The sequence below is a fragment of the Kribbella sp. NPDC059898 genome, assembly GCF_042730855.1.
GTDB lineage: Bacteria > Actinomycetota > Actinomycetes > Propionibacteriales > Kribbellaceae > Kribbella.
In genome coordinates this window covers 68,456-87,347 of the sequence record NZ_JBHWKR010000015.1, presented here as the reverse complement: position 1 = coordinate 87,347, position 18,892 = coordinate 68,456, and the positions used below count along the sequence as shown (strand labels likewise).

23 protein-coding genes are annotated in these 18,892 nt (G+C 69.8%); 13 read left to right on the top strand and 10 right to left on the bottom strand.

The features are described from left to right. The first annotated feature begins 164 nt into the window (after positions 1–164). Genes ACFV9C_RS35585 through ACFV9C_RS35560 form a run of 6 tightly spaced genes read left to right on the top strand, consistent with a single transcriptional unit; the run spans position 165 to position 5,655 of the window. The gene (locus tag ACFV9C_RS35585; RefSeq protein WP_380200652.1) at positions 165–1,856 is read left to right on the top strand and encodes a nitrite/sulfite reductase; all 1,692 of its coding nucleotides are present in this window, start codon (positions 165–167) and stop codon (positions 1,854–1,856) included. Beyond that, entirely contained in the window at positions 1,853–2,002 is a 150-nt protein-coding gene (locus ACFV9C_RS35580) for a hypothetical protein (protein ID WP_166665480.1), read from the top strand. Before ACFV9C_RS35585 ends, ACFV9C_RS35580 begins: the two co-directional genes overlap by 4 nt. After that, positions 1,999–2,682 carry a phosphoadenylyl-sulfate reductase gene (locus ACFV9C_RS35575; RefSeq protein ID WP_380200650.1) on the top strand — a complete coding sequence of 228 codons (684 nt, stop codon included), beginning with the start codon at positions 1,999–2,001 and terminating at the stop codon, positions 2,680–2,682. Before ACFV9C_RS35580 ends, ACFV9C_RS35575 begins: the two co-directional genes overlap by 4 nt. After that, positions 2,679–3,578 (top strand): sulfate adenylyltransferase subunit CysD, encoded by a 900-nt coding sequence (gene cysD, locus ACFV9C_RS35570; RefSeq protein WP_380200648.1) that lies wholly within the window; start codon positions 2,679–2,681, stop codon positions 3,576–3,578. The genes ACFV9C_RS35575 and cysD overlap by 4 nt, the downstream gene beginning before the upstream one ends. Continuing rightward, positions 3,578–4,864: a sulfate adenylyltransferase subunit 1 gene (locus ACFV9C_RS35565; protein WP_380200646.1), complete on the top strand. Its 1,287-nt coding sequence runs from the start codon at positions 3,578–3,580 to the stop codon at positions 4,862–4,864. The genes cysD and ACFV9C_RS35565 overlap by 1 nt, the downstream gene beginning before the upstream one ends. Next, the gene (locus ACFV9C_RS35560) at positions 4,861–5,655 is read left to right on the top strand and encodes a sirohydrochlorin chelatase (protein ID WP_380200644.1); all 795 of its coding nucleotides are present in this window, start codon (positions 4,861–4,863) and stop codon (positions 5,653–5,655) included. The genes ACFV9C_RS35565 and ACFV9C_RS35560 overlap by 4 nt, the downstream gene beginning before the upstream one ends. A gap of 78 nt (positions 5,656–5,733) precedes the next feature. Here the strand turns inward: ACFV9C_RS35560 and solA are convergent, their stop codons facing one another. Both solA and ACFV9C_RS35550 read right to left on the bottom strand, forming a co-directional pair. After that, positions 5,734–6,852 carry an N-methyl-L-tryptophan oxidase gene (gene solA / locus ACFV9C_RS35555; RefSeq protein ID WP_380200642.1) on the bottom strand — a complete coding sequence of 373 codons (1,119 nt, stop codon included), beginning with the start codon at positions 6,850–6,852 and terminating at the stop codon, positions 5,734–5,736. A gap of 10 nt (positions 6,853–6,862) precedes the next feature. Further along, positions 6,863–7,744, bottom strand: a complete 882-nt coding sequence (locus ACFV9C_RS35550) for an aldo/keto reductase (RefSeq protein WP_380200640.1) — start codon at positions 7,742–7,744, stop codon at positions 6,863–6,865. A gap of 72 nt (positions 7,745–7,816) precedes the next feature. Between ACFV9C_RS35550 and ACFV9C_RS35545 the strand changes: the two genes are divergently transcribed. Continuing rightward, complete coding sequence (locus ACFV9C_RS35545; RefSeq protein WP_380200638.1) at positions 7,817–8,044, top strand: ribbon-helix-helix protein, CopG family; 228 nt, start codon at positions 7,817–7,819, stop codon at positions 8,042–8,044. Beyond that, positions 8,044–9,138 (top strand): Clp protease N-terminal domain-containing protein, encoded by a 1,095-nt coding sequence (locus ACFV9C_RS35540; RefSeq protein ID WP_380200636.1) that lies wholly within the window; start codon positions 8,044–8,046, stop codon positions 9,136–9,138. The genes ACFV9C_RS35545 and ACFV9C_RS35540 overlap by 1 nt, the downstream gene beginning before the upstream one ends. Before the next feature lie 2 nt (positions 9,139–9,140). Here the strand turns inward: ACFV9C_RS35540 and ACFV9C_RS35535 are convergent, their stop codons facing one another. Both ACFV9C_RS35535 and zapE read right to left on the bottom strand, forming a co-directional pair. Further along, positions 9,141–10,070: a PPK2 family polyphosphate kinase gene (locus tag ACFV9C_RS35535; protein WP_380200634.1), complete on the bottom strand. Its 930-nt coding sequence runs from the start codon at positions 10,068–10,070 to the stop codon at positions 9,141–9,143. 36 nt (positions 10,071–10,106) lie between these two features. Beyond that, positions 10,107–11,117, bottom strand: a complete 1,011-nt coding sequence (gene zapE / locus ACFV9C_RS35530; RefSeq protein WP_380200632.1) for a cell division protein ZapE — start codon at positions 11,115–11,117, stop codon at positions 10,107–10,109. Positions 11,118–11,158: 41 nt separating this feature from the next. Between zapE and ACFV9C_RS35525 the strand changes: the two genes are divergently transcribed. The 3 genes from ACFV9C_RS35525 (at position 11,159) to ACFV9C_RS35515 (ending at position 14,577) form a co-directional block, all read left to right on the top strand. Then, on the top strand, positions 11,159–12,100 hold the full coding sequence (locus tag ACFV9C_RS35525; protein ID WP_380200630.1) for an aldo/keto reductase: 942 nt from the start codon (positions 11,159–11,161) through the stop codon (positions 12,098–12,100). Beyond that, a complete protein-coding gene (locus ACFV9C_RS35520; protein ID WP_380200628.1) occupies positions 12,097–13,446 on the top strand; it encodes a GH1 family beta-glucosidase in 1,350 nt (449 codons plus the stop codon). Before ACFV9C_RS35525 ends, ACFV9C_RS35520 begins: the two co-directional genes overlap by 4 nt. Before the next feature lie 156 nt (positions 13,447–13,602). Beyond that, positions 13,603–14,577 (top strand): zinc-binding dehydrogenase, encoded by a 975-nt coding sequence (locus ACFV9C_RS35515; RefSeq protein WP_380200626.1) that lies wholly within the window; start codon positions 13,603–13,605, stop codon positions 14,575–14,577. 19 nt (positions 14,578–14,596) lie between these two features. Here the strand turns inward: ACFV9C_RS35515 and ACFV9C_RS35510 are convergent, their stop codons facing one another. The 6 genes from ACFV9C_RS35510 to ACFV9C_RS35485 are packed head-to-tail and all read right to left on the bottom strand — an operon-like array spanning position 14,597 to position 16,892. Then, positions 14,597–14,935 carry a hypothetical protein gene (locus ACFV9C_RS35510; protein ID WP_380200624.1) on the bottom strand — a complete coding sequence of 113 codons (339 nt, stop codon included), beginning with the start codon at positions 14,933–14,935 and terminating at the stop codon, positions 14,597–14,599. Then, positions 14,935–15,213, bottom strand: coding sequence for a hypothetical protein (locus ACFV9C_RS35505; protein WP_380200622.1), 279 nt, complete (start codon positions 15,211–15,213; stop codon positions 14,935–14,937). Before ACFV9C_RS35505 ends, ACFV9C_RS35510 begins: the two co-directional genes overlap by 1 nt. Before the next feature lie 21 nt (positions 15,214–15,234). Then, the gene (locus ACFV9C_RS35500) at positions 15,235–15,573 is read right to left on the bottom strand and encodes a YnfA family protein (RefSeq protein WP_380200620.1); all 339 of its coding nucleotides are present in this window, start codon (positions 15,571–15,573) and stop codon (positions 15,235–15,237) included. After that, positions 15,570–15,986: a MerR family transcriptional regulator gene (locus ACFV9C_RS35495; RefSeq protein WP_380200618.1), complete on the bottom strand. Its 417-nt coding sequence runs from the start codon at positions 15,984–15,986 to the stop codon at positions 15,570–15,572. The genes ACFV9C_RS35500 and ACFV9C_RS35495 overlap by 4 nt, the downstream gene beginning before the upstream one ends. Continuing rightward, positions 15,983–16,258, bottom strand: coding sequence for a hypothetical protein (locus ACFV9C_RS35490; RefSeq protein ID WP_380200616.1), 276 nt, complete (start codon positions 16,256–16,258; stop codon positions 15,983–15,985). The genes ACFV9C_RS35495 and ACFV9C_RS35490 overlap by 4 nt, the downstream gene beginning before the upstream one ends. Positions 16,259–16,301: 43 nt before the next feature. Then, entirely contained in the window at positions 16,302–16,892 is a 591-nt protein-coding gene (locus tag ACFV9C_RS35485) for an FHA domain-containing protein (protein ID WP_380200614.1), read from the bottom strand. 83 nt (positions 16,893–16,975) lie between these two features. Here ACFV9C_RS35485 and ACFV9C_RS35480 point away from each other — a divergent pair, with 83 nt between their 5' ends. Beyond that, a complete protein-coding gene (locus ACFV9C_RS35480; protein ID WP_380200613.1) occupies positions 16,976–18,052 on the top strand; it encodes an ATP-dependent DNA ligase in 1,077 nt (358 codons plus the stop codon). After that, positions 18,052–18,807 carry a polyprenyl diphosphate synthase gene (gene uppS / locus ACFV9C_RS35475; protein WP_380200612.1) on the top strand — a complete coding sequence of 252 codons (756 nt, stop codon included), beginning with the start codon at positions 18,052–18,054 and terminating at the stop codon, positions 18,805–18,807. Before ACFV9C_RS35480 ends, uppS begins: the two co-directional genes overlap by 1 nt. Positions 18,808–18,892 lie beyond the last annotated feature (85 nt).

The following is an 18,892-nucleotide window of genomic DNA, read 5'->3' as shown; positions in this document are numbered from 1 at the left end:
GGGCGGATGCGCAGCGCCATCTGTTGTCCTTCGATGTTCTGACAGCCCCCTGATCATTCCCCGATCACCGCTGGGTGCGCACCGCGCGGAACACATCGAACCGACGACGCTTCGATCTCCCCGCCGCTGGTGAGCACCTGTCACGAGGACAAGGACACGCCCCGATGACTGCCGGCGTCACCACCCCTGCTGCCCGCAAGCCCGCCCGCCCGCGCAAGGGCAAGGGCGAAGGCCAGTGGGCACTCGGATACCGCGAGCCGCTGAACAAGAACGAAGAGAACAAGAAGAACGACGACGGCCTGAACGTCCGGGCCCGGATCGAGAACGTCTACGCGCACCGGGGATTCGACTCGATCGACCCCGCCGACCTGCGCGGCCGGTTCCGCTGGTGGGGGCTGTACACGCAGCGCAAGCCGGGGATCGACGGCGGCAAGACCGCGACGCTCGAGCCGGAGGAGCTGGACGACCGCTACTTCATGATGCGGGTCCGGGTCGAGGGCGGCCAGCTGACGACCGAGCAGCTCAAGGTGATCGCCGAGGTCTCGACGAAGTACGCGCGGGACACCGCCGACATCACCGACCGGCAGAACATCCAGCTGCACTGGATCGCGATCGAGGACGTACCGGCGATCTGGCAGGCGCTCGAGGCGGTCGGGCTGTACACCACCGAGGCGTGCGGCGACGTACCGCGGGTCGTGATCGCCAGCCCGGTCGCCGGCATCGCGGCGGACGAGATCATCGACCCGACGCCGGCCATCACCGAGATCGTCGACAAGTACATCGGCTCGGACGAGTTCTCGAACCTGCCGCGGAAGTTCAAGACCGCGCTCACCGGGCACCCGTCGCACGACGTCGTACCGGAGGTCAACGACATCGCGTTCGTCGGTGTCGTGCACCCGGAGCACGGCCCGGGCTTCGACCTGTGGGTCGGCGGCGGGCTGTCGACGAACCCGATGCTCGCGCAGCGGCTCGGCACCTGGATCCCGCGCGAGGAGGTCGCCGAGGCCTGGTGGGGCGTGACCAGCATCTTCCGCGACTACGGGTACCGGCGGCTGCGGACCCGGGCGCGGCTGAAGTTCCTGCTGCAGGACTGGGGCGTGGAGAAGTTCCGCGAGGTCCTGGAGACGAAGTACCTGAACCGGAAGCTGATCGACGGCCCAGCGCCCGAGGTGCCGGCCGTCCAGGGCGACCACATCGGTGTGCACAAGCAGAAGGACGGCAAGTACTACGTCGGCGTCGCGCCGGTCGTCGGCCGGGTCTCCGGTACGACGTTGGCGCAGGTCGCTGACGTCGTTGCGGCGCACGGGTCGAACCGGATCCGGACCACCGCGCAGCAGAAGCTGCTGGTGCTGGACGTCGAGGAGTCCCAGGTCGACTCGCTGGTGGCCGAACTGGACAAGCTCGGCTTCCAGGCGAAGCCGAGCGCCTGGCGGCGGAACACGATGGCCTGCACCGGGATCGAGTTCTGCAAGCTGGCGATCGTCGAGACCAAGGCGAAGGCGGCGCAGCTGATCAACGAGCTCGAGGAGCGGATCCCCGACCTCGACGTACCGATCACGGTGAACGTGAACGGCTGCCCCAACTCGTGCGCCCGGATCCAGGTCGCGGACATCGGGCTCAAGGGCCAGCTGGTGCTGGATGCCGACGGCAACCAGGTGCCCGGGTACCAGGTGCACCTCGGCGGCGGTCTCGGGCTGGACGCCGGCTTCGGCCGGAAGCTCCGCGGTCACAAGGTCACCGCGGACGGCCTCACCGACTACGTCGAGCGCATCACCCAGAACTACCTGAAGGAGCGCAACGAGGGCGAGCGGTTCGCCCAGTGGGTCACCCGGGCGGACGAGGAGGCTTTGGCATGAGCGAACGTGCGGCACCACTGTACTGCCCGTACTGCGGAGACGAGGACCTCAGGCCCTCCGAAGAAGGCCATGGCGCGTGGGAGTGCCGGCCGTGTGCACGGGTGTTCCAGCTGAAGATGATCGGGTTGCGGGTGACGGTGGAATGAGCGACTTGAAGACGATCGCCGAGGAGGCGAACGAGCGGCTCGCCGACGCGTCGGCGGTCGAGGTGCTCGCCTGGGCGCGCGAGACCTTCGGCGACGACCTCGTCGTCACCGCCTCGATGGCCGACGGTGCGCTCCCCCACCTGGCGGCGCAGGCCGCGCCCGGGGTCGACGTACTGTTCCTCGACACCGGCTACCACTTCGCCGAGACGATCGGGACCCGGGACGCGGTGGCCGCGACGCTGCCGATCCACCTGATCAACGCCACCCCGAAGCAGACCGTGGCCGAGCAGGACGCGGAGTACGGCGAGAAGCTGCACGACCGCGACCCGAACAAGTGCTGCGCGCTCCGCAAGGTCGAGCCGCTGAACCGGTACCTGTCCGGGTACAAGGCGTGGGTCACCGGCATCCGCCGCGAGGAGGCGCCGACCCGCGCGAACACGCCGGTCGTCGAGTACGACGAGAAGCGCGACATGGTGAAGTTGAACCCGATCGCGCCGTGGACGCAGGACGACCTGGACGCCTACATCCAGGACAACGGCGTACTCGTGAACCTGCTGCAGTACGACGGCTACCCGTCGATCGGCTGCGAGCCGTGCACGCAACGCGTCGCGCCGGGCGAGGACCCGCGCAGCGGCCGCTGGGCGGGCACCGGCAAGGTGGAATGCGGGTTGCACACATGACCGCAACCGTTACTGAGTTGGACGCTCTGGAGAGCGAATCGATCTTCGTGTTCCGCGAGGTCGCGGCGGAGTTCGAGCGGCCGGTGATCCTGTTCTCCGGCGGCAAGGACTCGATCGTGATGCTGCACCTGGCGCGGAAGGCGTTCGCGCCCGCGGGCGTGCCGTTCACGCTGTTGCACGTCGACACCGGGCACAACTTCCCGGAGGTGCTGGCGTACCGCGACTCCGTGGTCGAGCAGTTGGGCCTGCGGCTCGAGGTCGCGAGTGTCGAGGACTACATCGCCGACGGCCGGCTGCGGGAGCGGACCGACGGGACCCGGAACCAGCTGCAGACGATTCCGTTGCTCGACGCCATCAACCAGCACCGCTTCGACGCGGTGTTCGGCGGCGGCCGGCGGGACGAGGAGCGGGCCCGGGCGAAGGAGCGGATCTTCAGCCTGCGCGACGAGTTCGGCCAGTGGGACCCGCGCAACCAGCGCCCCGAACTGTGGTCGCTGTACAACGGCAAGCACCGGCCGGGCGAGCACGTCCGGGTGTTCCCGCTGTCCAACTGGACCGAGCTGGACATCTGGAACTACATCGAGCGCGAGCAGATCCCGCTGCCGTCGATCTACTACGCCCACCAGCGCGACGTGTTCGAGCGCGACGGCATGTTGCTTGCCGTCGGCCCCTACTCGCGGCCGCGCGACGGCGAGACCGTCGCCCAGCGCACCGTCCGGTACCGGACGGTCGGAGACATGTCCTGCACCGGTGCCGTCGCGTCCACCGCGACGACCGCCGCGGACGTGGTCGTCGAGGTTGCGGCCAGCGAGATCACCGAGCGCGGCGCGACCCGCGCCGACGACCGGGCCAGCGAGGCCGCGATGGAAGACCGCAAGCGAGAGGGGTACTTCTGATGAGCACGCTCCTCCGCCTGGCGACCGCGGGATCGGTCGACGACGGCAAGTCGACCCTGGTCGGCCGGCTGCTGCACGACTGCAAGGCGATCCTCGCCGACCAGATCGCACACGTGAAAACCGTCTCTGAAGCCCGCGGCGGCGATTTCGACTTCGCGCTGCTCACCGACGGCCTGCGGGCCGAACGCGAGCAGGGCATCACGATCGACGTCGCCTACCGGTACTTCGCCACCGACAAGCGCTCGTTCATCCTGGCCGACTGCCCCGGGCACGTGCAGTACACCCGGAACACCGTCACCGGCGCCTCGACCGCCGACGTGGTCATCATCCTGGTCGATGCCCGGCACGGCGTCCTCGAGCAGACCCGCCGGCACCTCGCGGTCGCCGGTCTGCTCCGGGTACCGCACGTCGTACTCGCGGTGAACAAGATCGACCTGGTCGGGTACGACGAGGCCGTGTTCACCAAGATCGCCAAGGACGTCAACGAGGTCGCCGACCAGCTCGGCATCGCCGACATCCAGGCCATCCCGGTCTCCGCGCTGGTCGGCGACAACGTGGTCGACCACTCCACCCAGACCTCCTGGTACGACGGGCCGACGCTGCTGGAATACCTGGAGAACGCGAACGGCCGCACCGACACGTCGCGGCAGCCGCTGCGGTTCCCGGTGCAGTACGTGATCCGCCCGCAGACCGACGACGAGTACCGCGACTACCGCGGCTACACCGGAACCGTTGCCTCCGGCACCGTCACGGTCGGCGACCCGGTCATCGTGCTGCCGGCCGGCCGCCGCACGTCGATCGCCGGCATCGACCGGCCGGTCGTCACCGCCACCGGCACCGCGGTCGCCGAACGGCCCTCCGCGATCGCCGGCGAGGCCGTCACGGTCCGGCTCGCCGACGACCTCGACGTCGCCCGCGGCTCGGTCATCGTCGCCGCCGACGCCTCCCCCGGCACCCGCCGGGAGCTGGCCGCCACCGTGAGCTGGTTGTCCGACCGGCCACTGACCGTCGGGGCCCGGGTGCTGATCAAGCACACCACCACCACCGCACAGGCGATCGTCACCAAGATCACCGGCGCGCTGGACCTCGACACCCTCGGCGTCATCGACGCCGCCGAGCTCGCCCTGAACGACATCGGCAAGGTGCAACTCAAGATCGCCGCACCGCTGGCCGCCGACCCGTACTCCCGCAACACCATCACCGGATCGTTCCTGCTGATCGACGCCCACGACGGGTGGACGCTGGCAGCCGGCATGATCGACGACGAAGAAGGGGAACTGCTGTGACTGCTCCAGCGCTCGTGATCCTCGCCCACGGCAGCCGCGACCCGCGCTCGGCCGCCACCGTCCACGCCCTCGTCAAGTGCCTGCGCGAGCTGCGTGACGATCTGCGGATCGAAGCCTCCTTCCTCGACCACTGCCCGCCGACGCCGTACCAGGTGCTCGGGAAGCTCGCCGCCGAGGGCGTCGAGGAGGTCGTCGTCCTGCCGCTGCTGCTGTCGGCCGCGTACCACGCGCGGATCGACGTACCGGCCGTCATCGACGAGGCGCGCAGCCGGTTCCCGGGCCTGCGGGTGATCGCCTCCGACGTGCTCGGGTACGACGACACGCTGCTCGACGTACTCGACCGCCGGATGCGCGCCGAGCTCAAGGGCGGCCGGGTGCGGGAGCTGGACGCGCTGGTGCTGGCGTGCGCCGGGTCGAGCGACTCGCACGCGAACGCGAGTGTCACGCGGCTGGCTCGGCTGTGGGGTCAGCGGCACAAGCTGCCCGTCACCGCCGCCTTCGTCTGCGCGGCGTCGCCGTCGCCCGCCGAGGCCGTCCTGCAGTGGCGGCTGGAGGGCCGGCGCCACGTCGCGGTCGGCTCGCTCTTCCTCGCGCCGGGCGTCTTGCCGGATCGTGCCGAGTCCACCTCGCGCCGGGCCGGCGCCGTCGCGGTGTCGCGTCCGCTGGGTGTCAGCGCCGAGGTGGCCCGGCTGGTCATGCTCCGGTACGGCGTCGCCGGCCTGGACCTCCTGACCCTGGAGCCCGCGCCGCGGCCGGTGCTCGCCCGCCCGGAGCTCGTCCGTACCGCCTGACCGGCGGACCGCTCCCACTCACCAACCTGTCCGACGCAGCCGGCTCGGATCGCAGGTTGGCGAGTGGTGGAGGTCCGCTCAGCGCCGGAACCGCTGTGGGTCGACGAAGGAGGCGTCCGTGTAGGGCGTCTCCTTCGTTGTCTGCTGGGCGAGCAGTTCGCCGATTCCGGCGCAGTGCTTGAAGCCGTGGCCGCTGTCGCCGCCGGCGATCAGCACGCGGTCGTCGTACCGTCCGGCCAGGAACTGGCCGTCGAGCGAGTCCGTGACCATGCACGGCATCAGCTTGACCGGCTCGGGGTCGAGGTCCGGGAAGTGTTGTGCGATCGCGGCGGACAGTTCGGCGATGTCCTTGCGCGGGTGGATGTAGCGGTCCAGCTCGTCCGGGTCGACGTCGCGGTCGCGGTCGGCGCCGTCGAGGCCGACCTTGACCAGGAAGTCCTCGTCGGAGCCGTGGCCCCAGAGACCGCGGCCGTCGGCGAACTCCCAGATGAAGGACGGGAAGTTCCGCAGCTGGAACGCGTCCGACGCCGGGTCCTTGGGCTGGAACCAGAACAGCGGCGTACGGCGTGGTGAGAGGGTCACGTCCGGTACGAGTTTGCTCAACCAGGCACCGGTCGCGATCACGACCTGCTGGGCAGTGATGGTGGTGGTCGGCGTACGAACCGTCACGCCGTCGGGCCGTACGTCGATCGCCGTCACCATCGTGTGCGGATAGACGGTCGCGCCGAGCCGCTCGGCCTCGGCGACATGCGCGCGGACGGTCGGCTCGGCGTAGCAGATGCCCGCGTCCGGGTCCCAGACCGCGACATCGTCCGTCGCCAGGTCGTACTGCGGGAACCGCTCGTGCAGCTCGTCGTGGGTGAGGTCGGTCGTCCGGGCACCCGCTGCCGCCCGTGCACCTTTCACCGGCTGGCTGTCCGGGGCGCCGACGTTGAGGGAACCGGTCTGCCGGACGTACGTCGCTCGCGTCCGCTCCCCCAGCTCCGTCCACAACGCCAGCGACTTCCGCGCGATCGCGGTCAGCCCGGGATGCTCCATACACGCCACCCGAAACAGCCGGGTCGTCCCGTGCGACGACCCGAACGCGTGCCCGATCCCCTGCCGCTCGATCCCCACGACATCGACCCCACGAGCAGCCAACCGCCACAAAGCCGCCGACCCGAACGCCCCCAGCCCCACCACCACAACATCCGCCATACCCGCGACCCTATAGGCCGACCATGGCCATTCCGGCGGGGTTGTAGCGGTTGCCTTGGACGCCTACGCGGGTGGCGAGGGTGTTGAGATCGGCCAGCTCGTCGGCGGAGAGGGCGACCTGGGTGGCGGCACTGTTCTCGTCGATGCGTTCGCGGCGGCGGGTGCCCGGGATCGGCACGATCCACGGCTGCTGGGCGAGCAACCACGCGAGCGCCACCTGACCCGGCGTACACCCCTTCGGCTCGGCGAGGGAGCGGACATAGCCGACCAAGGCCTCGTTGGCAGTCAGGTTGTCCGCCTCGAAACGCGGGACCCGGTGGCGGATGTCGCCCGCACTGAACTCGGTCGACGTGCCCACCGTCCCGGTCAGGAACCCCTTCCCCAACGGGCTGAACGGCACGAACCCGATCCCGAGCTCCGCACACGTAGGCAGCACCTCGGGCTCAGGATCGCGCGTCCACAGCGAGTACTCGCTCTGCAGCGCGGTCACCGGATGTACGGCGTGCGCGCGCCGGATCGTCGCCGCGCCCGCCTCGGACAACCCGAAGTGCCGCACCTTCCCGGCCTGTACGAGCTCGGCCACCGTCCCGGCGACGTCCTCGATCGGGACCTCGGGGTCGACCCGGTGCTGGTAGAACAGGTCGATCACGTCGATCCCGAGCCGGCGCAGCGACTCGTCCGCGACGCGGCGGATCTGCTCCGGGCGGGAGTTCGTGCCGAGCATCTTCCCGTCCTGGATGTTCCACCCGAACTTCGTCGCGATCACCACCTGGTCCCGCACCGGCGCCAGCGCCTCGCCGACGAGTTCCTCGTTCACGTACGGCCCGTACACCTCGGCCGTGTCGAAGAACGTGACGCCGTGCTCCACGGCGTACCGGATGACGCCGATCATGTCGGCGCGGTCACCGGGGTTGGGGCCGAGTCACTGCGAGTACCCCATGGCTAGCGTGATATCTTGATAGCTATGGCGAAGGACGTGACCAAGAACATCCTGCTGCGGCTCGATCCGGAGCTGGCCGATCGGCTGCAGACGGTGGCGTCGGTGGAGGGGCGGTCGGTGTCGGACGTGGCCCGCGAGGCGATCGCGGCGCTGGTGGATCAGCGGCGCCAGGACGCCCAGTTCAGCCGGCTGCTCGAGGAGAACCTGACCCGCCACGAGGAATCACTGCGCCGGCTGCGTGGAGAGGACTGATGCGACACCTCGGCCGGTACGACGTACTCGCCGTCGCGGCACGCGTCCTGCGTTGCGCGTCCGACGACGTCGTACGCCGGTCGGACCTCGACGCGATCGACCGGGTGCTGGCCGACGTACGGCGGACGGGCGGGCTGGCGGAAGCGGCCGGCGTACTGCTCGCGGGGCTGGTGGAGGCGCGCCCGTTCGACGGCGCGAACCGGGTCGTCGCGGTCGCGGTGGTGCTGCAGTTCGTCTCGCTGAACCGGGCCGACCTGCAACTCGAGCCGGTCGCGGACGTCGACGACCTGCTCGACCGGATCGCCGCCGGCACGGCGGGGCAGACCGAGGCCGTCGCGTTCGTCCGCAGCCGGCTGGACCACCGTCCGGTCGCCGCGGAGGACCTGCAGGAGGAGCTGCGGATCGAGCTGCTGCTGTCCGAGGAGGCCCTGGCCTTCGACGTCCAAGAGGAATGGTGGAGGGGAATCCGGATGTACGAACAGTTCAGCCAGGAAGCCCGGCAGGTCATCGTGCTGGCGCAGGAGGAGGCCCGCGGCCTCGACCACGTGTACGTCGGCACCGAGCACCTGCTGCTCGGCGTGATCGCGCAGGGATCGCCCGTCGCCTCGAAGGTGCTGGCCGACCTGGGCATCACGGCACCCGCGGTGCGCGACCTCGTCGTCGAGATCATCGGCCGCGGCAAGAGCGGCGCGGGCACCGGCGCGATCCCGTTCACGCCACGGGCGAAGAGCACGTTCGAGTTCGCCTGGGGCGAGGCGCGGGCGCGCGGCGCGGAGCAGGTCGGCCCGGAGCACGTCCTGCTCGGCGTACTGCACGACGCCGACGGTGTCGGCGGCCAGATCCTCACGAAGCTCGCCGAGGACGTGGAGGAGGTACGGCGCGAGCTCGAACAGCGGATGAACTGGCGCCGCCGGTCCGAGTCCGTAGTCGCCGAGGTGGCGGCGGAGCAGGCCGGGGCGTGGCAGACGTACGGCCGCCGGCACCACCTCATCGCCGAGCTGAACTCGGTGCTGGACGAGAACGAGCGCCTGCACGAGCAGGTCGCGCGACTCCGCGACCTGCTCCGCCGGCACGGCGTCGACCCGGACAGCTGACCTCAGGTGGCGGCCAGGCGCTTCTTCTCCTTCTCGACGTCGAAGTCGGCGGCCGGCCACTCCGGGTTCAGTTCCTTCAGCGTCTCGAGCAGGATCGTGGTGACCGCCCAGTTCCGGTACCACTTGCGGTCGCTCGGGATCACGTACCACGGTGCGTCCGCGGTGTTACAGCGCTCGATCGCCGCGTGGTACGCGTCCATGTAGTCCGGCCACAGCTGACGCTCGTCGACGTCGCTCGGGTTGTACTTCCAGTGCTTGGTGGCGTCGTCCAGGCGCGCCTCGAGCCGGGTGCGCTGCTCGTCGGGCGAGATGTGCAGGTAGCACTTCACGATCTTCACGCCGCTCGCGGTCAGCTCGGCCTCGAACTCGTTGATCTGGTCGTAGCGCCGGGTCCAGACGTTCGGCGTGACGAGCTCGCGGACACGGGCGATCAGTACGTCCTCGTAGTGCGACCGGTCGAAGATGCCGATCATGCCGCCGCCCGGTACGGCCTGCCGGATCCGCCACAGGAACCCGCGGCGCTTCTCGGCCGGCGTCGGCGCCTTGAACGAGGTGATCTTCAGGCCCTGCGGGTCCATCAGCCCCGCGCCGTGCCGGATCACGCCGCCCTTACCGGAGGTGTCCATCCCCTGCAGCACCAGCAGGATGCTCCGCTCCCCGCCGCTGCGTCCCTCGGCGAACAGCCGCTCCTGCCAGTCCGACACCTCGGCGCCGAGACCCGCCAGGGCCTCCTTGCCGTCGTCCTTGCTGCCGCCGAACCCGGCCGTCGACCGCGTGTCGTACGTCGTCAGGTCGATCTCGCCGGCCGGTACCCGCAAAAGCTCGCGCAGTCCCCCACCGGCCACCGGCCCCGGCGCCTTGTTCACGGCAGCCTTCGCAGCCTTCACGACCGGCTTCTTGGACGCCTTCTCGCCCTTCTTCTGCTTCGCCATTCCCTCATCCTGCCTCATCGGGCGGCGAGTTCCCCGTCACGCAGCGCGGGCCAGCGCAATCAGCCGGGACAGCGCGCGCAGGTACTTCTTCCGGTACCCGCCCTTGAGCATGTCCTTGGAGAACAGCTCGTCCAGCGGTACGCCGCTCGCCAGCAGCGGCAGGTTCCGGTCGTACATCCGGTCCGCGAGGACCACCATCCGGAGTGCGACGTTCTCGTCGGTGAGCGGGCGGACGTCGGTGATCGCCACGGTCTCGACCCCGTCGAGGAGCGCGCCGTACTTGCTCGGGTGCAGCTCCGCGAGGTGCCGGTGCAGGTCGACGAAGTGGTCGCACGACGCGTTCCGGCGTACGGCGGCCTCGTACTCGACCTTCTCGTCCGGCCAGGGGTCGGGGGCGGACGGGAGACCCCGGTGGCGGTAGTCGGGGCCGTCGATCCGGCGTACGTCGAAGCGGGCGGCCAGGGCCTGGATCTCGCGGAGGAAGTCGACCGCCTGGAACCGGCCCTCGCCGAGCTTGTCCGGGAGCGTGTTGGACGTGGCGGCGAGCTCGACGCCGGCGTCCGCCAACTGGGCCAGGAGGCGGGAGATCAGCATCGTGTCGCCGGGATCGTCCAGTTCGAACTCGTCGATGCAGATCAGGCGGTAGCTCGAGAGGCTTTCTACTGCCGCGCGTAGGCCTAGGGCGCCGACGAGGTTCGTGAGTTCTACGAAGGTGCAGTACATCTTCGGGGCGGCTGCTTCGTGCCAGAGCGAGGCGAGGAGGTGGGTTTTGCCTACTCCGAATCCTCCGTCCAGGTAGATGCCCTGTTTGCCCGGGTCCGGGGAGGAAGGGCGGAGGCGGGACCAGAGGGAGCGGGTGGGGCGCGGGCTCGCGAGTTGGGTGGCGCGGGCCTCCAGGGCGGTCAGGGCCTCGGCCTGGGTTGGTTCGTCCGGGTTTGGGCGGTACGTCGTGAAGCGGGCGTCGGCGAACCGCGGTGGCGGGACGCACTCCGAAAGCAAGCGGTCGGGACTGACCTCGGGCCACTGTTCGCTCAACCGCACCACCATGGCCCCAACCCTACAAAGTCGTGCCGTCTAGGCTCGCGCGCATGACCAACAACTGGCTCCGCCCGCTCGGGTCGACCGGGCTCACCGTTTCGGCCGTCTGCGCCGGCGGCAGCGGCATCGCGGGCATGCCCGCCGTCTTCGGGTACGACGTGACCGCACAGGAGGCCGTCGACCTCGTACTGCGGGTCTTCGACAGCCCGCTCAGCTGGATCGACACCTCCAACGGGTACGGCGACGGGACCAGCGAGACCCGGATCGGCCAGGCGATCCGCGAGTACGGCGGGCTGCCCGACGGGTTCCTGGTCGCGACCAAGGTGGACGCTCGCGATGGCGACTACTCAGGTACGAGAGTCCGGGCGAGTGTTGCCGAGAGCAAGGAACGGCTCGGGCTGGACGACCTGCCGCTGGTCTACCTGCACGACCCGGAGGCGCACGACTTCGACACGATGCGGGACGCCGTCGACACGCTGATGCAACTCCGCGCGGACGGCGAGATCGGCCACGTCGGGCTGGCCGGCGGCGACACCCGCGAGCTGTCCCGGTACCTCGGCCTCGGCGGGTTCGAAGTACTGCTGGTGCACAACCGGTGGAGCCTCGTCGACCACTCCGCCGACCGGATCTTCCGCCGGGCCCGCGCCGACGGCATCGCGGTCGTGAACGCGGCCGTGTACGGCGGCGGCATCCTGGCGAACCCGGCCGGCGCGACGAAGTACGCCTACCGCGAGGCGCCGTCCGCCCTGCTCGAGGCCGTCACCGCGATGGACGACGCCTGCCGCGAGTACGGCGTCGACCTCGCCACCGCGGCGCTCCGGCACTCGGTGGACGATCCGGGCATCGCCGGCACGGTCGTCGGGATCACCAAGCCCGCCCGGGTCGACGCACTGACCAAGGCGCTCGCCGTGGACCTCCCCGACGAGCTGCTTAACCGGTTAGGTAACCTGCTTCCGGACGAGCAACACTGGGTCGAGAAGGAGACGACGTGACGAACGGCTTCCCGAGCGGGTTCACCTGGGGCGCGGCCACCGCGTCGTACCAGGTCGAGGGCGCGATCCACGCGGACGGGCGCGGCCCGAGCATCTGGGACACGTTCGCGAACACCCCGGGCGCGATCGCGGACGGCAGCACCGGTGACGTCGCCGACGACCACTACCATCGATTCGCCGACGACATCAGGCTGCTGGCCGGCCTCGGACTGACGGCGTACCGGTTCTCGATCGCCTGGCCGCGGATCATGCCGGCGAACATCGTGAACCAGCCCGGGCTGGACTTCTACCGCCGGCTCGCGGAGACCTGCCTGGCGAACGGCGTGACGCCGTACGCGACGCTCTACCACTGGGATCTGCCGCAGCCGCTCGAGGACGCCGGCGGCTGGCTGGTGCGCGACACCGCCGAGCGGTTCCGCGACTACGCCGCCGTCACCCACGACGCGCTGTCGGACGTGGTCAAGCACTGGATGACGCTGAACGAGCCGTGGTGCTCGGCGTTCCTCGGGTACGGCAACGGCGAGCACGCGCCGGGCCGGACCGAAGGCGCCGGCGCGCTGAAGGCCGTCCACCACCTGCTGCTCGGGCACGGGCTCGCACTGGACGCGATCCGCACCGAGGGCGGCACGTACGGCATCGCGCTGAACCCGGCGCCGATCCACGCCGCCACCGACTCCCCCGCCGACCGCGACGCGGCCCGCCGGATCGACGGGCTGCGCAACCGCCTCTTCCTGGAGCCGCTGCTGTCCGGCCAGTACCCGGCGGACGTGCTCGAGGACACCGGCATGACCGACTGGTTCGCGGCACAGGAGGCGGACCTGCCGCTGATCGGGGCGCCGCTGGACTTCATCGGCGTGAACTACTACTGCCCGACCACGGTCGCCGCCCCGGACGGGCCGATCTCCACTCCCGGACCGTCGACGCAGCCCGGCAGCGAGAACGTCCTCACCGTCGACACCGGCCTGCCGAAGACCCAGATGGGCTGGCCGATCCAGGCGTCCGGGCTGCGCGACATCCTGGTCTCCATCAACAAACTCGCGCCGGAGCTCCCGTTGTACGTCACCGAGAACGGGTCGGCGTACCCGGACGTGGTCACCGCGGACGGCCAGGTCGAGGACCACGAACGGCTCGACTACCTCCAGCAACACGTTGCCGTCTGCAAGGACCTGGTGTCCGAGGGATTCCCGCTCAAGGGCTACTTCGCCTGGTCCCTGCTCGACAACTTCGAGTGGGCCTGGGGCTACAGCCGCCGCTTCGGCATCGTGTACGTCGACTACGCGACCCAGCAACGCATCGTCAAGAAGAGCGGCCGCTGGCTGCAGCAGTTCGTCCGCGCGGACGCGTGACACCCACCAACCCCGGCAGCGAGGGATCCCCAGGCCATCACAATCGCGACCGCAGCGCCCGGCCACGACTGAGATCGCGAGGAACGACCAATTGTGATGGCCTGGGGAGCCGCATCGCTTGACCTCAACAAATGTTGAGGTTCTAGCGTTCTCGGTGTGAAAGCGATCAGACTGCATGCGTTCGGTCCGGCGGAGAACCTGGTGTACGAGGAGGTCCCGGACCCGGTGCCGTCCGCCGGGACCGTTCTCGTCGAGGTCGAGGCCGCCGGGGTCCACCTCGTCGACACGATGATCCGGTCCGGGGCCACCGGCGGCAGCCCGATCCCGGTGCCGGACCTGCCCACGATCCCGGGTCGCGAGGTCGCCGGACGGGTGCGCGAGGCCGGCCCGGGCGTCGACCGGTCGTGGATCGGCAAGCGGGTCGTCGTACACCTCGGCATGGTCCCCGGCGGCTACGCCGAACTCGCGGTCGCGAAGGTCGAGTCGCTGTACGAACTCGCGGACCACGTCGACGCCGCACAGGCAGTCGCCGCCATCGGCACCGGCCGTACGACGGCCGGCATCCTCCAGCAGGCGCACCTCACGATGGAAGACGTCGTACTCGTCACCTCAGCCGCCGGCGGCATCGGCAGCTACCTGATCCAGACGGCGCGGAACGTCGGCGCGGTCGCGATCGGCCTCGCCGGCGGCCCATCGAAGGTCGAGGCCGTGCGCTCGCTCGGAGCACAGTACGCGATCGACTACCGGGACCCGGAGTGGGCTCAGGCACTGAAGGACGCGCTGGACGGCCAGGAGATCACGGTCCTGCTGGACGGCGTTGGCGGCACCAGCGGCCGGCAGGCCTTCGACCTGCTCGGCCCCGGCGGCCGCGCGTTCCTGTTCGGCTGGTCGGGCGGCGGCCCGATCGAGTTCACCCACACCGACCTGATGACCCGCGGCCTCACCGTCGGCTGGGCCCTCGGCGCCAAACTGGCCCGCCGCCTCCGCGAACTCGAATCAGCCGCCCTCGAAGAAGCCACCACCGGCCGCTGGCGAGCCCTCACCACCACCTTTCCGCTCTCCGAAGCAGCAGCCGCCCACCGTGCTCTCGAGACCAGAGCAACCACCGGCAAAGTCGTCCTCACCACCTGACGATCGCGCAAGGCCTGCTTCAGGCTGTGATGTCGTCGGGTTCCTCGGTGCGCGCTTCGTGCTCGCGGATTCGTCGTTCGGTGTCGTCCATGTCCGAGCGCAGCCGGGCGGCGATCTCGGCCGCTTGGACTCGGACCTCGTCGGCCGTCAGCAGACCTGCCGGTGGATCCCCCTCGCGCTCCCAATAGTCGTCGGACACGAAGAACAGGTCCCGCGCCGCGACGTACTCCTCACGCGACAAGAAGTGACACCGCGAGAACCTGAACAAGGGCCGGCACAACACCTTGAAGTCCGCTGCCGACAACCGCCCTTGCCCCACGGCCTCCGCCAACGACACGAAACCCTCGGCTTCCCGCATCACACCTCCTGCAGCGAGCGCATCCGGACGGCGATCGCCGCTGCCTTCTCCCGCACCTGCTCAGCCGTCAGCAAATCCGACGGCGTCTCCCCCGGACTCTCCCAATAGTCGTCCGCCACGAAGAACAGGTCCTGCGCAGCGTGGAAATGCTCTGAGGACTTGAACCATCCCGGCGTGTCTGTGAACAACGGCAGACAGATCCGCTTGAACTCCCCAGCCGACAACCGCCCCTCCGCCACTGCATCCGCCAGAACCAGGAACGGCTTCAATTCGTTCACCACAACCTTCTCCAGCTTTCACTAGGCACCGTTGCGGGGGGCGTACATGATGATGGCTACGCCGAGGAGGCAGATGGTGGCGCCGGTGAGGTCGTAGCGGTCGGGTTTGAAGTGGTCTACGAGCATGCCCCAGGCGAGGGAGCCGGCGACGAAGATGCCGCCGTACGCCGCCAGGATGCGGCCGAAGTTGGCGTCCGGCTGGAAGGTTGCGACGAAGCCGTAGGCGCCGAGGGCAACTATTCCGGCGGCGATCCAGAGCACGCCGCGGTGTTCGCGCCAGCCCTGCCAGATCAGCCAGGCGCCGCCGATCTCGGCGATCGCGGCGAGCACGAACAGCAGGATCGAACGCAGTACGGTCACGCCTGGCCGCCCAGCTCGACGAACGGGAGCGGGCAGGACGGGTCGCCCGCGCAGGTCTCCAGGTCGTCGCAGCCGGCGGCGATCCCGGCGCGCAGGGTCTCGGCGATGACCGTCAGGTCGGCGATCTTGGCTTCCACGTCCACCAGTTTCTCCCGGGCCCGCGCCTGCAGCCCGGCTCCCTCGCCGCGGCCGTGCCGATGTCTCGCGGCGTCGAGCAGTTCGGAGACCTCGGTGAGCGTGAAGCCGAGGCGTTGCGCGGACTTGATGACGCGCAGCGTGGCGACGGCTTCGGCCGAGTAGATGCGGTGGCCGCCGAGGCTGCGGTCCGGTTCGTCGAGGAGGCCGCGACGTTCGTAGTACCTGACGGTTTGCAGGTTGACGCCGGCGGCGGCCGCGAGTTCGCCGGCTCTCATTGGGGGAAGCCGTCGAGTACGGCGGTGCGGGCCGGTGGGACCGTGATGCGGAGGGTGGTGGCGCCGGTGAAGGTGAAGAAGGAGCAGCACTCGGACTCGCGGGCGATCAGGTCTGCCGTTGTTTCGCGGGCGTCCGGGTCGAGGGTGAGTTCGAGGGTACGGGCGTCGACGCGCTCGGCGTGCCGGAGGTGGTCGGCGAAGAGCTGAGCGAACTCGGCGATCCGGAGCGGTTGCTCCGCGGTGGGCAAGGTGCAGGCATCGGGTACGTCCATGTGATCGACGGTAAACCTGTACCCAGGTACCGGATGCAAGTCCTTACGGCTGCTGCGTCAGCGTGAAGCTGACCGCGCCGAAGCTGACCCGGTCCCCCGGGCGGACCCGGACGGTGGTCGTGATCCGGAGGTCGTTCACACAGGTCCCGTTCATCGACCCGAGATCACGGAGCAGCCAGCCCTCCCCGACGTACCGCAGCTCGGCATGGAACCGGGACACCGTCACGTCCCCCAGCCGCAGCGTCGCCCCGGGACCGCGGCCGACCCGCACAGTGGGAGATCCGGGTGCGGGCAGCGCGAGCGCGGGAGGTGCCGGTGTGGGCGCCTTCCGGACCACCGACAGCCGAGCGAGCACGTCCCAGCGCGGGACGCTGCGGGACGGGCGGTCGAGCGCGAGCCGCGGGAGCTTCTCGCGCAGGTTGCGCGTGATCGTGGTGACGCGGGACTCGCGGCGGGGCAGGTCGCGGAGGACGTCGGCCAGTTCGCCATGGGTCTGGGCGCGGAGTACGACGTTCATCCGGCGGACGAAGGTGTCGTGGGAGAGGCGGCCCGACCCCGCGCCGTCGCGCAGGACGGAGAGCGCGCGGTCACGCTCCGCGTCCGACGGACGCGTACCCACCCCGAGCGAGCTCATACAGGCATTGTCCGAGGCAACTCGCGTCTCGTCCACCTGTGATGTGCCTGGGAAGTGTCAGCGGCGTGGGACAGAATGACTGCATGCGACTGCCAGTGATGCCTCCGGTCAAGCCGATGCTCGCCAAGCCGGTGAAGGAGATCCCGCGCGGCGACCTGTCCTACGAGCCGAAGTGGGACGGGTTCCGGTCGATCATCTTTCGCGACGGCGACGAGGTGGAGATCGGCAGCCGGAACGAGAAGCCGATGACGCGGTACTTCCCCGAGCTGGTCGAGGCGGTCAAGGCGAACCTGCCGGAGCGCTGCGCGATCGACGGTGAGATCATCGTGATCGGCGGGTCCGGCGACCGGCTCGACTTCGAGGTGCTGCAGCAGCGCATCCACCCGGCCGCGAGCCGGGTGAACATGCTGTCCGAGAAGACCCCGGCCCGGTTCGTCGCGTTCGACCTGCTGGCGCTCGGTGACGACGACTACACGGAGCGCCCGTTCGCGGAACGCCGTACCGCGCTGCTCGACGCGCTGGCCGGCGCGAAGGAGCCGATCCACGTGACCCCGGCGACCGCGGACCACGACACCGCCGCGCGGTGGTTCGAGCAGTTCGAGGGCGCCGGCCTCGACGGGCTGATCGCCAAGCCCCTCGACGGCACGTACCAGCCGGACAAGCGGGTGATGTTCAAGATCAAGCCGGAGCGTACGGCGGACTGCGTCGTCGCCGGGTACCGCCTGCACAAGAGCGGCCCGGACCGGATCGGCTCGCTGCTCCTCGGGCTGTACAACGGCGACGGCACGCTGGCCAGCGTCGGCGTGATCGGCGCGTTCCCGATGGAGCGCCGCAAGGAGCTGTTCGAGGAGATGCAGCCGCTGGTCACGACGTTCGACGACCACCCGTGGGCCTGGGCCAAGCAGGAGGAAGGCGTCCGTACGCCGCGGAACGCCGAAGGCTCGCGCTGGCAGGCGGGCAAGGACCTGTCGTTCACGCCGCTGCGCCCGGAGCGCGTGGTCGAGGTGCGGTACGACCACATGGAAGGGATCCGCTTCCGGCACACCGCGCAGTTCGTCCGCTGGCGCCCGGACCGGACGCCGGAGTCCTGCACGTACGAGCAGCTGGAGGAGCCGGTGAAGTTCGACCTGGCCGACGTCCTCTCGAGCGCCCAGCGCTGATGCTCTACTCCCTGTACAAGCGCCGCCTCCGGCGCGAGCTGAAGATCCTTCCGGTGCCGCGTCATGTCGCCATCGTGATGGACGGCAACCGTCGCTGGGCGCGCGGCGCCGGGTACGACGACGTACGCGTCGGGCACCGTTTCGGCGCGCAGCACCTGGAGCAGTTCCTGCAGTGGAGCGCCGACGCCGGGATCACCTGTGTCACGGCCTGGGTCGCGTCGGCCGACAACATGCGCAAGCGCGACTCGGCCGAGGTCGACTACCTGATGGAACTGACGGAGAGCGTGCTCGCCGAGCACATCCGGCGGGACCACCGCTGGCGGCTCCATGTCGCGGGCCAGCTGGATTTGTTGCCCGATTCAACAGCCAGGGCGTTGAAGGAGGCTGTGGAGCTCAGCCGGGATCGTGCCGCCGGTGATCTGACACTGGCGATCGGCTACTCCGGGCGCCTCGAGGTCGTGGACGCCGTCCGGGAGCTGCTCGACGACGCGGCGGCGGACGGGCGGTCGCTCGAGGACGTCGCGGACACGCTGAGCGAACAGGAGATCGGCCGGCACCTGTACGTGCCCGGCCTGCCCGACCCCGAGCTGGTGATCCGGACCAGTGGCGAGCTGCGGATGTCGGACTTCCTGCTCTGGCAGGCGACCGGCTCGGACATCGAGTTCTGCGACCTGTACTGGCCGGCGTTCCGCGAGGTCGACCTGCTCCGCGCGCTGCGGACGTACGGACACCGCAGACTGCAACGATCCAGCTGAATACTCTGCTGATGCCGCGCCTCCGGCGCGGCGAGTCATGGGGCTGTCACTCCCGGTCTTCCCTCGTCGCTCTGGTCGCTTCGCT